The sequence below is a fragment of the Streptomyces sp. NPDC056738 genome, from assembly GCF_042790435.1.
Lineage (GTDB): Bacteria > Actinomycetota > Actinomycetes > Streptomycetales > Streptomycetaceae > Streptomyces.
The window spans coordinates 210,422-221,487 of record NZ_JBHTZF010000004.1; the positions used below are offsets into that span (position 1 = coordinate 210,422).

General features: G+C 68.8%; 11 protein-coding genes. 5 read left to right on the forward strand and 6 right to left on the reverse strand.

Annotated features, from left to right (window positions below; genetic code table 11):
* Positions 1-239 precede the first annotated feature (239 nt).
* Positions 240-803 (forward strand): dihydrofolate reductase family protein, encoded by a 564-nt coding sequence (locus ACFRIC_RS12045; RefSeq protein ID WP_382783238.1) that lies wholly within the window; start codon positions 240-242, stop codon positions 801-803.
* A gap of 133 nt (positions 804-936) precedes the next feature.
* Here the strand turns inward: ACFRIC_RS12045 and dnaB are convergent, their stop codons facing one another.
* Positions 937-2,406, reverse strand: a complete 1,470-nt coding sequence (dnaB, locus tag ACFRIC_RS12050) for a replicative DNA helicase (protein ID WP_355760321.1) — start codon at positions 2,404-2,406, stop codon at positions 937-939.
* A 459-nt stretch (positions 2,407-2,865) separates the two neighbouring features.
* On the opposite strand from dnaB, the gene ACFRIC_RS12055 reads away from it, so the two are divergent.
* On the forward strand, positions 2,866-4,203 hold the full coding sequence (locus ACFRIC_RS12055; RefSeq protein ID WP_382783241.1) for an MATE family efflux transporter: 1,338 nt from the start codon (positions 2,866-2,868) through the stop codon (positions 4,201-4,203).
* Positions 4,204-4,414: 211 nt separating this feature from the next.
* Here ACFRIC_RS12055 and rplI read toward each other — a convergent pair whose 3' ends face one another.
* The 4 genes from rplI to rpsF all read right to left on the reverse strand — a co-directional run bounded on the left by rplI (position 4,415) and on the right by rpsF (position 6,132).
* Positions 4,415-4,861, reverse strand: a complete 447-nt coding sequence (gene rplI / locus ACFRIC_RS12060; protein ID WP_328450525.1) for a 50S ribosomal protein L9 — start codon at positions 4,859-4,861, stop codon at positions 4,415-4,417.
* Positions 4,862-4,879: 18 nt separating this feature from the next.
* Positions 4,880-5,116 (reverse strand): 30S ribosomal protein S18, encoded by a 237-nt coding sequence (rpsR, locus tag ACFRIC_RS12065; protein WP_003949403.1) that lies wholly within the window; start codon positions 5,114-5,116, stop codon positions 4,880-4,882.
* A 57-nt stretch (positions 5,117-5,173) separates the two neighbouring features.
* Positions 5,174-5,767 carry a single-stranded DNA-binding protein gene (locus tag ACFRIC_RS12070; RefSeq protein WP_382783246.1) on the reverse strand — a complete coding sequence of 198 codons (594 nt, stop codon included), beginning with the start codon at positions 5,765-5,767 and terminating at the stop codon, positions 5,174-5,176.
* 74 nt (positions 5,768-5,841) lie between these two features.
* Positions 5,842-6,132 carry a 30S ribosomal protein S6 gene (gene rpsF / locus ACFRIC_RS12075; RefSeq protein WP_037615007.1) on the reverse strand — a complete coding sequence of 97 codons (291 nt, stop codon included), beginning with the start codon at positions 6,130-6,132 and terminating at the stop codon, positions 5,842-5,844.
* Between the two features lie 287 nt (positions 6,133-6,419).
* Between rpsF and ACFRIC_RS12080 the strand changes: the two genes are divergently transcribed.
* From ACFRIC_RS12080 to ACFRIC_RS12090, 3 genes are all read left to right on the forward strand, one after another.
* Complete coding sequence (locus ACFRIC_RS12080; RefSeq protein WP_382783250.1) at positions 6,420-6,731, forward strand: hypothetical protein; 312 nt, start codon at positions 6,420-6,422, stop codon at positions 6,729-6,731.
* Positions 6,732-6,894: 163 nt separating this feature from the next.
* Positions 6,895-8,016 (forward strand): lipid II:glycine glycyltransferase FemX, encoded by a 1,122-nt coding sequence (locus tag ACFRIC_RS12085; protein WP_382783253.1) that lies wholly within the window; start codon positions 6,895-6,897, stop codon positions 8,014-8,016.
* Between the two features lie 158 nt (positions 8,017-8,174).
* Positions 8,175-9,206: an alanine racemase gene (locus tag ACFRIC_RS12090; protein ID WP_355760338.1), complete on the forward strand. Its 1,032-nt coding sequence runs from the start codon at positions 8,175-8,177 to the stop codon at positions 9,204-9,206.
* 89 nt (positions 9,207-9,295) lie between these two features.
* On the opposite strand, the gene ACFRIC_RS12095 is transcribed toward ACFRIC_RS12090, so the two are convergent.
* Positions 9,296-10,801: a glycosyltransferase family 87 protein gene (locus ACFRIC_RS12095; RefSeq protein ID WP_382783255.1), complete on the reverse strand. Its 1,506-nt coding sequence runs from the start codon at positions 10,799-10,801 to the stop codon at positions 9,296-9,298.
* Between the last annotated feature and the right edge of the window lie 265 nt (positions 10,802-11,066).

Consider the following 11,066-nt stretch of genomic DNA (forward strand, 5'->3'; position numbering starts at 1 on the left):
TCCACTCGCCCGGGCCCCGGACGTCGAGCGGATTGATCCGAAGCCTCCCCCGTGCGCGGCGGCGGAGTTTCGCCACTCGCGAGGGCGAGGCCGAGATCGGGCGGCTTGCCCGTGTCGGCCGAGTCCAGCACGCTGAGCCTCGAGCACGAGGACTGCCGGCGAGCCCGGATCACGCACCGGTGAGTTTCCCGCGCCGCGCCGGTCTGTACGCCGGACACCCACGGACGGAAGGCTGGGCCATGCGGAAACTGATCTACGGCATGAACGTGACCCTGGACGGCTACATCGCCGCGCCCGGCGACGACATCGGCTGGAGCGTGCCGAGCGACGAGCTGTTCCAGTTCTGGTCCGACCAGCTGCGGGCGACGGACCTGTCGCTGTACGGGCGCAAGCTGTGGCAGACGATGAGCTCCCACTGGCCGACCGCCGACCAGCAGCCCGACGCCACCCCGGCGGAGATCGAGTTCGCGCGCCGCTGGCGGGACATGGCGAAGGTGGTGTTCTCCTCGACGATCGACAAGGTCGACTGGAACAGCCGCCTGGTCACCGGCGACGCGGTCGCCGAGATCACCCGGCTGAAGACCGAGGACGGCGGTCCGATGGACATCGCCGGTGCGACGCTCGCCGGAGCGGCCCTGCGGGCCGGGCTGATCGACGAGTACGTGCTGGCCACCGCGCCGGTCCTGGCGGGCGGCGGCACACCGTTCTTCTCCGCGCTGGACAACTGGGTGAACCTGAACCTGGTGGAGACGCGGACGTTTCCCGGCGGTGTGATCCTGACCAGGTACGAGACGAGGCACTGAGCAGCAGCACCCGCGCGCCGGTCTCAGGGATGCCGCGCAGTGCTGCTGACATAGGGATGCCGCACAGCGCTGCTGACATGTGGTCAGCCCTGAGAGCTCGAAGCGAGATCCGCGCCCCCGCGGGCGGCGTGGATCAGGTCTGGGCCATGTCCACGAAGCGCGAGTAGTGGCCCTGGAAGGCCACCGTGATCGTCGCCGTCGGGCCGTTACGGTGCTTGCCGACGATGATGTCCGCCTCGCCGGCGCGCGGGGACTCCTTCTCGTAGGCGTCCTCGCGGTGGAGCAGGATGACCATGTCCGCGTCCTGCTCGATCGAGCCGGACTCACGCAGGTCGGAGACCATGGGCTTCTTGTCCGTGCGCTGCTCGGGACCACGGTTGAGCTGGGACAGCGCGATCACCGGCAGTTCCAGCTCCTTGGCCAGCAGCTTCAGGTTTCGCGACATGTCGGAGACCTCCTGCTGACGGCTCTCGGAACGCTTGCCGCCGGACTGCATGAGCTGGAGGTAGTCGATGACCACGAGTTTGAGATCGGCACGCTGCTTGAGGCGGCGGCACTTGGCGCGAATCTCCATCATCGACAGGTTCGGGGAGTCGTCGATGTAGAGGGGGGCGGCCGACACGTCCGGCATCCGCCGGGCGAGCCGGGTCCAGTCCTCGTCCGTCATGGTGCCGGACCGCATGTGGTGCAGTGCCACGCGCGCCTCGGCGGACAGCAGACGCATCGCGATCTCGTTGCGGCCCATTTCGAGCGAGAAGATCACGCTGGGCATGTTGTGCTTGATCGAGCAGGCACGGGCGAAGTCCAGGGCCAGCGTCGACTTACCCATGGCGGGACGGGCCGCGATGATGATCATCTGACCGGGGTGCAGACCGTTGGTGAGCGAGTCGAGGTCGGTGAAGCCGGTCGGTACGCCGGTCATCTCCCCCGAACGCGACCCGATGGCCTCGATCTCGTCGAGCGCGCCCTCCATGATGTCGCCGAGCGGCAGGTAGTCCTCGGTGGTGCGCTGCTCGGTGACCGCGTAGATCTCGGCCTGGGCGCTGTTGACGATCTCGTCGACGTCGCCGTCGGCCGCGTACCCCATCTGTGTGATGCGCGTGCCGGCCTCGACCAGGCGGCGCAGGACCGCGCGCTCGTGCACGATCTCCGCGTAGTACTCGGCGTTCGCGGCGGTCGGGACCGTCTGCACCAGCGTGTGCAGATACGGCGCTCCGCCGACCTTGGTGATCTCGCCGCGCTTGGTGAGCTCTGCCGCGACCGTGATGGGGTCGGCCGGCTCGCCCTTCGCGTACAGGTCGAGGATCGCGCCGTAGATGGTCTCGTGCGCCGGACGGTAGAAGTCGTGGCCCTTGAGCACCTCGACGACGTCGGCGATGGCGTCCTTCGACAGGAGCATGCCACCGAGAACGGACTGCTCGGCGTCGAGGTCCTGCGGCGGCACCCGCTCGAAGGAGGAACCGCCGCTCTCCCAGGACCCGTTGTCCCGGTCGTGCTGTTCGTCGCGGCCTCGTCCGCCGTTGCCGCGGCGACGGGACGAGGGCAGACGATCACTGGGTCCGCTGTCCGCCCAGGGGTCGTCCAAGGGCTCGGAAATAGTCACCGAGCCACCTCCTCCCGTCCGCAGAGCGGACCTAGCAGTGCCTTCAATTTCTACGGCACGGCACTGACAAGTGAGCGGCCCGACTCCGGATCTCGCGCGTCGGTTTTGCGTGCTTTCCGAGGACAGAGATGAGAACGGGCGCCGCACCACGTTAGGCCCGCGGGCACCGTCAGCCAATCTGGTTATCCACAGGCCATGTGGACGACGGCCCCGATGCTGTGGAGAACTCCGCGAAACCTGTGCACGACCCGGTGGACAGCCCTGTGAACAAGCCCTCAGCACTTTGAAGGAACGCCCGTTGACCTGGCCTTTTCCCGTCCACCGGCTGTGCAGAAGAAAAACTTCCCCAGCAGGATCAAGATCCCTTCGAACAGTGCGCCACACCACACCCCGCGCGCCGCCAAGTAAGGGTCTTTCGGCTTTTGCATCTCTTACCTGTGGAAGATTAGATTGATGCCCATGACACAGGCTTCAGCGGCGCCGAAGACGGCCCGGCACCGGCACGACCGTGAGATCGTCGCACTGGCCGTTCCGGCGTTCGGCGCACTCGTGGCAGAGCCTCTCTTCGTGCTGGCCGACAGTGCCATCGTCGGCCATCTCGGCACCGCGCAACTGGCCGGTCTCGGCGTCGCCTCGGCCCTGCTCATGACGGCCGTCGGAGTCTTCGTCTTCCTCGCCTACGCCACGACCGCCGCGGTCGCCCGCCGCGTCGGTGCCGGTGATCTGCGGGCCGCGATCCGCCAGGGCATGGACGGCATCTGGCTCGCCCTGCTCATCGGCGTGGCCGTGATCGCCGTCGCCCTGCCGACGGCACCGTCCCTCATGGAGTTGTTCGGCGCCTCCGGCTCCGCCGCACCGTACGCGACTACCTATCTGCGGATCTCGGTGCTCGGCATCCCGGCCATGCTCGTCGTGCTGGCCGCCACCGGAATCCTGCGGGGACTCCAGGACACGAAGACCCCGCTGTACGTCGCCGTCGGAGGGTTCGTGGCCAACGCCGCCCTCAACACCGTCCTCGTCTACGGCGTCGGCCTGGGCATCGCCGGTTCCGCCTGGGGGACGGTCATCGCCCAGTGCGGCATGGCCGCCGTCTATCTCCACGTCGTCCTCCGCGGAGCACGGAAGCACGGCGCCTCCCTGCGGCCGGACGCGGCCGGCATCCGAGCCTGCGCCCAGGCCGGCACCCCCCTGCTCGTCCGAACGCTGTCGCTCAGGGCGATCCTCCTGATCGCCACGGCGGTCGCCGCCCGGCTCGGGGACGCCGACATGGCGGCCCACCAAATCATCCTGTCGCTGTGGAGTCTGCTCGCCTTCGCACTCGACGCCATCGCCATCGCGGGGCAGGCCATCATCGGGCGCTACCTCGGCGCGGACGACGCCCTTGGCGCCCGTGAGGCTTGCCGGCGCATGGTGCAGTGGGGGCTCGTCACCGGACTCGTACTCGGTCTGCTGGTCATCGCCGCCCGCCCCCTCTTCCTCCCGCTGTTCAGCGGCGACCCGGGCGTGCAGAACGCCGCGCTGCCGGCCCTGGTGATGGTGGCCGTCTCCCAGCCGATCTGCGGGATCGTCTTCGTGCTGGACGGCGTGCTGATGGGCGCGGGGGACGGACCGTACCTGGCCTGGGCCATGCTGCTCACCCTGGCGGCGTTCGCCCCCGCCGCCCTGCTCGTGCCCGTCCTCGGCGGTGGACTGACCGCGCTCTGGGGCGCGATGACGCTGATGATGGCGGTGCGGATGCTGACCCTGTGGCTGCGCTCCCGCTCGGGCCGCTGGATCGTCACGGGCGCGACCCGCTGACGTACCGCGCCCCCGCTGACGTAGGCCGAACCTTTCGGGACCGCGCACCCCGCTGACGTACACGGACCGTTTCACGGGAAACACCGCGGCGAGCGCCCGACGTTTCACGGGAAACAAGGCGCCGGTTTCACGTGAAACGGCGGTCCAGGACAAGCAGAAGGGCCGCACCCGGAGGTGCGGCCCTTCCTCTCAGCTATGCCGAGTGCTGCACTCAGGCAGCGACAACCTCGATGCTGACCTTCGCGGCAACCTCGGGGTGCAGACGCACGGACGTCTCGTGGGCGCCCAGGGTCTTGATGGGCGAGCCCAGCTCGATGCGGCGCTTGTCGACCTCGGGGCCACCGGAAGCCTTGATCGCCGAAGCGACGTCGGCCGGGGTGACGGAGCCGAAGAGACGACCGGCGTCGCCGGAGCGGACGGCCAGACGGACCTTGACACCCTCGAGGCGGGCCTTGATCTCGTTGGCCTGCTCGATGGTCGCGATCTCGTGGATCTTGCGAGCACGACGGATCTGCTCGACGTCCTTCTCGCCACCCTTGGTCCAGCGGATCGCGAAGTTCCGCGGGATCAGGTAGTTGCGAGCGTAGCCGTCCTTGACGTCGACGACTTCGCCGGCGGCACCGAGGCCGGAGACCTCGTGGGTAAGGATGATCTTCATGTGTCGGTCACCCTTCCTTTATCGCGCGGTGGACGTGTAGGGCAGCAGCGCCATCTCACGGCTGTTCTTCACAGCCGTGGCGACGTCACGCTGGTGCTGCGTGCAGTTGCCGGTCACGCGGCGGGCACGGATCTTGCCGCGGTCGGAAATGAACTTCCGCAGCATGTTCGTGTCCTTGTAGTCCACGTACGTGACCTTGTCCTTGCAGAACGCGCAGACCTTCTTCTTCGGCTTGCGCACAGGCGGCTTCGCCATGGTGTATCTCCTGTGTGATCAAGAAGTGGGAGTACGGCCCACCCTCGGCCCTGAGGCCTAGAAGGGGGGCTCGTCCGAGTAGCCGCCGCCGGAGCCGCCGGAGCTTCCGCCCCAGCCGCCACCGCCACCGCCGCCGCCCTGGTTGCCACCGGCGGGAGTGCCGGTCGCCCAGGGGTCTTCGGCCGGAGCGCCGCCGCCCTGCGGAGCGCCGCCGGAGCTTCCGCCCCAGCCACCGCCCTGCTGGCCGCCGCCACCGCCGCCGCCGTAACCGCCCTGACCGCCGCGGCCCGTGGTCTTGGTGACCTTGGCCGTGGCGCTCTTCAGGCTGGCGCCGACTTCCTCTACGTCCAGTTCGTAGACCGTGCGCTTGACGCCCTCACGGTCCTCGTAGGACCGCTGCTTCAACCGGCCCTGCACGATGACGCGCATGCCTCGCTGAAGCGACTCGGCGACGTTCTCCGCCGCCTGACGCCAGACCGAGCAGGTCAGGAACAGGCTCTCGCCGTCCTTCCACTCGTTGGTCTGACGGTCGAAGGTGCGGGGAGTGGACGCGACACGGAACTTCGCGACCGCCGCACCGGAAGGGGTGAAGCGCAGCTCGGGGTCGTCGACAAGATTGCCGACGACCGTGATGACGGTCTCGCCTGCCATGGGGGAACCTCTCGGCGGGTTTGCTGCTGGCTGCTGGTGCTACTCGATGCCCGAGATCAGCTGAGCTGGAGAGCTCAGTGGGTCTCGGGACGGAGGACCTTGGTCCGGAGGACCGACTCGTTCAGGTTCATCTGGCGGTCGAGCTCCTTGACGACCGCAGGCTCGGCCTGCAGGTCGATGACCGAGTAGATGCCCTCGGGCTTCTTCTTGATCTCGTACGAGAGACGACGACGGCCCCAGGTGTCGACCTTTTCGACCTTTCCGGCGCCCTCACGGACGACGGAGAGGAAGTTCTCGATCAGGGGGGCGACAGCGCGCTCCTCCAGATCGGGGTCGAGGATGACCATCACTTCGTAGTGACGCATGTGGAACCCACCTCCTTTGGACTCAGCGGCCACGGTCGTTCCGTGGCAGGAGGGTTGTGATGCGTACGCAACGGTATCGGCCGCCACTGACAATCGGGCCGCCGATCGGTGAACCGAGCGGTGATCCCTGTCGTGACCTGGCCTTGAGCCTGGGCAGACACCGGTGCAGAGGGTACAGACTACCTGCACACCCGCTTCCGGTTGAAATCCGGCCGGGTTGGCGGTCAATCTGTACACATCGGGTGTGTACGGCGCTACGATGCGCCGCCTTCCGCAGGAGGTGCCCTATGGCACAGGCAATGCGTCCCACCACGACCGGCTCACTCTTCGCCACGGACGGCAAGCCGCATCCGCTCCAGGACACCCTGCTCGTGGTGACCCTGGTGTGCGGAGTCCTGGCGTTCGTCACGTCGATGTTCCACAGCCTCCATCTGCTCAGCTCGTGGGCCGGCCTGGTCGGGATCCTCACCGGCGCCTACGGCCAGTTCATCTCCGAGACGACCCGGGAACGCTTCGGGCTGATCGTCGGACTCGGCCTCTCGGGCGTCGGTTTCTACCTCGGCCTGGCCCACGGCGGCCTCTTCGGCGGTGTGATCTGAGTCGAACGTCCGTTTTCCCCTGACCTCGGGAGGCTTCGCACGGCACCCCCGGGGCCCAGGTTCCATACGGCCATTCGGGGCGCTCGCAGGGCGCAGTAGGCTTCGGCGCGAGAGCCGGAGCCCTTGTACCCATGGGGACACACCAGCCCGAGGAGCGCCCCGAATGAGCCTGACCCTGAGGACCATCAGCCGAGAGCAGCATCTGGCATACATCCAGAGCCTGCCCGCGGCCAGCCACATGCAGGTCCCCGCATGGGCGGACGTGAAGGCCGAGTGGCGCTCGGAGAGCCTCGGATGGTTCGACGACAAGACCGGCCAGATGGTCGGCGCGGGCCTGGTGCTCTACCGCCAGCTTCCCAAGATCAAGCGCTACCTCGCCTACCTGCCCGAGGGTCCGGTCATCAACTGGTTCGCCCCGAACCTGGACGACTGGCTCCAGCCGATGCTCGCGCACCTCAAGCACCAGGGCGCCTTCTCCGTGAAGATGGGCCCGCCCGTGATCATCCGGCGCTGGGAGGCCACGTCCATCAAGGGCGGCATCCAGAACCCGGACGTGAAGCGCCTGCGCGACATCGAGGCCGACTTCATCGAGCCGCGCGCCTTCGAGGTCGCCGACAAGCTGCGCCGCATGGGCTGGCAGCAGGGTGAGGACGGCGGCGCCGGCTTCGGCGACGTCCAGCCCCGCTACGTCTTCCAGGTGCCGCTGGCCAATCGTTCCCTCGAAGAGGTCCACAGGAACTTCAACCAGCTCTGGCGCCGCAACATCAAGAAGGCCGAGAAGGCCGGCGTCGAGGTGGTCCAGGGCGGCTACCAGGACCTGGAGGAGTGGCAGCGGCTCTACGAGATCACCGCGATCCGCGACCACTTCCGGCCGCGCCCGCTCTCGTACTTCCAGCGCATGTGGACGGCCCTCAACACCGAGGACCCGAACCGTATGCGGCTGTACTTCGCGCGTCACGACGGTGTGAACCTGTCCGCCGCGACGATGCTCGTCGTGGGCGGCCACGTCTGGTACTCCTACGGCGCCTCGGACAACATCGGCCGTGAGGTCCGCCCCTCGAACGCGATGCAGTGGCGCATGCTGCGCGACGCGTACGCGCTGGGCGCCACGGTCTACGACCTGCGCGGCATCTCCGACTCGCTGGACGAGACGGACCACCTCTTCGGTCTGATCCAGTTCAAGGTGGGCACGGGCGGCGAGGCGGCCGAGTACCTGGGCGAGTGGGACTTCCCGCTCAACAAGCTGCTCCACAAGGCTCTCGACATGTACATGTCGCGCCGCTGAGCCGTCCGGAACCGCTTCCCGGTCCGCCGATCCGCCCCGAATCGCATCCCGGGCCGCCCAACCGGCCCGGGACCGCCCCATCCGCCCGGCGAATCAGCGACAATTCCTTTTCATACCTCTGATACACCGCAGCCACGAGAAAGGTTCCGGGACCGGCCATGGCGCTCACGCTCTACGTCGACACCGCGCGCTGGCGGGCACACCACAAGCAGGTGTCCGAGCAGTTCCCGGGGCTCGTCCCCGTCTGCAAGGGCAACGGCTACGGCTTCGGCCACGAACGGCTCGCGGACGAGGCCACCCGCCTGGGCTCGGACATCCTCGCCGTCGGCACCACGTACGAGGCCGCCCGGATCAAGGACTGGTTCGGCGGCGATCTGCTGGTCCTGACGCCGTTCAGGCGCGGCGAGGAGCCCGTACCGCTGCCCGACCGCGTCATCCGCTCCGTGTCGTCCATCGACGGCGTGTACGGCCTCGTGGGCGCCCGCGTCGTCATCGAGGTGATGTCCTCGATGAAGCGGCACGGGGTGAGCGAGGACGACCTGCCGCACCTGCACTCCGCCATCGAGAACGTCCGGCTGGAGGGCTTCGCGATCCACCTGCCGCTGGACCGCACCGACGGCTCGGACGCCGTCGAGGAGGTCATCGGCTGGATGGACCGCCTCCGCGCGGCCCGGCTGCCCCTGCACACGATGTTCGTCAGCCACCTCAAGGCCGAGGAACTCGCACGGCTCCAGCGGCAGTTCCCGCAGACCCACTTCCGCGCCCGCATCGGGACGCGGCTGTGGCTGGGCGACCACGAGGCCACGGAGTACCGCGGAGCCGTCCTGGACGTCACGCGCGTCTCCAAGGGCGACCGCTTCGGCTACCGGCAGCAGAAGGCCGCCTCGGACGGCTGGCTCGTGGTCGTGGCGGGCGGTACGTCGCACGGCGTGGGCCTGGAGGCCCCCAAGGCCCTGCACGGCGTCATGCCGCGCGCCAAGGGCGTCGCACGGGCCGGCCTCGCGACGGTCAACCGGAACCTTTCTCCGTTCGTCTGGGCGGGCAAGCAGCGCTGGTTCGCCGAGCCGCCGCACATGCAGGTCTCGATCCTCTTCGTGCCGCACGACGCCACGGAGCCGAAGGTCGGCGACGAGCTGGTGGCCCATCTGCGGCACACCACCACGCAGTTCGACCGCGTCGTCGAACGCTGACCCCGGATCCGGCGCGCTCCGGACCGACGAAAGGCCGTACACGGACACCGTGTACGGCCTTTCGCATGCTTCCTGCCTGGCTCGTTCGCTCAGAGCGAACGGCCTCCGGATGCCGGGCCCTCGGGCCAGTCACCCTGCGGGACCGCGTCGAAGTGTGCCGCGTGCCGCGGCGGATGCGCGGCCGGGCCGAGGACGAAGACGTCCTCCGCGCCGTCGAGGATCCCGCCTGAGGGGTCGTCGTCGCCGGCACGGCGCACCACGTCGTGCTCCGGCATGAAGATGTCCCGTACGACCACCGCGCACAGGTAGAGCGTCCCCAGCAGATGGACGGCGATGGCGACCTGGTAGCCGTCGGTCGGCAGCCCCTTGTGGGCGTCGCCGCTGGTCGTGTAGGCGAGGTACATCCAGATGCCGAGGAAGTACCCGACCTCGCACGCCTGCCAGATCAGGAAGTCGCGCCAGCGCGGCCGGGCCAGCACCGCGAGCGGGACCAGCCAGAGCACGTACTGCGGCGAGTAGACCTTGTTCGTGAGGATGAAGGCCGCGACGATCAGGAACGCGAGCTGCGCGAAGCGGGGGCGGCGGGGAGCGGCCAGTGTGAGGGCGCTCAGCCCCGCACAGATGATCACCATCATGACCAGCGCCCAGGCGTTGGCCGTGTCGGGCGTGATCGCGATCTTCATCCACTGCGAGATGAACAGGAAGACCGAACCGAAGTCGACGCCGCGGTCGTGGCTGAAGCTGTAGAACTTCGCCCATCCCTCGGGCGCGAGCCACATGACGGGCAGGTTCACCGCCAGCCAGGCGCCCACGGCGCCGAGCAGCGCCGTACCGAACTCACGCCATCTGCCGGCGCGCCAGCACAGCAGGAAGAGCGGCCCGAGGAGCAGGAACGGGTAGAACTTGGCGGCCGTGGCGAGGCCGATCAGGACACCGAACGCCAGGACGCGTCCGCGGGACCACATGAGCATCGCGGCGGCCAGCAGGGCCACGGCGAGGAGATCCCAGTTGATCGTGGCCGTGAGCGCGAACGCGGGCGCCAGGGCGACCATGAGGCCGTCCCAGGGGCGACGGCGGTGGGTGCGCGCGGTGCACACGGCGATGACGGCCGCGCACACCATCAGCATCCCCGCGTTGACCATCCAGTAGATCTGTTCCTGGTGCTGGATGCTCCCACCGCCCGGCGTGAGCCAGGCCGCGACCTCCATGAACACGCCGGTCAGCACCGGGTATTCGAGGTAGTCCATGTCGCCGGGGAGCTTGTCGAAGTACGGCACGAGGCCGTCGGCGAATCCGCGCCCCTGGTAGAGGTGGGGGATGTCCGAGTAGCACGCGTGCGTGTACTGCGAGCTGGCGCCGAAGAACCAGCCGCCGTCGTAGCACGGCATCTTCTGCACCATGCCGAGGGCGAACATGCCGATCATCACCAGCGCGACCACCCGTACGGGCGTCCACCAGGACGTCCCGAGCAGGGCCCGCCGCCCGATGGGGCCGCCGATCAGCTCACTGCCGGCGGCGGCGACCTCGTCATCCCTGGTCGGCCGCACCGGCTCCGGCTCGTGAACGCTCACTCGCGTCGTCTCTGCACCTGGCATGCCGCACATCCTGCCGTACGTGTCTGAGAAGGGAAGCAGGGACGACCCAGGTTCACGTCCCTCGTGGTCATCCGGTGACCGGGGCGGGCGCTCCGGGCCGGGGACCGGGAACGGGACCCGGGGCCTGGGGGCCGACGGCCCCGGAAACGGCTTCGCGCGTGCGCCCCGCCGGTGGGCCCGCCGGCCGCCGGGGGGGGGCCGCGGGCGGCCGGGGGGGCGCCCCGGTGGGCCGTGGGGGTGGGCGCGCCGGGGCGGGCGGCGGGAC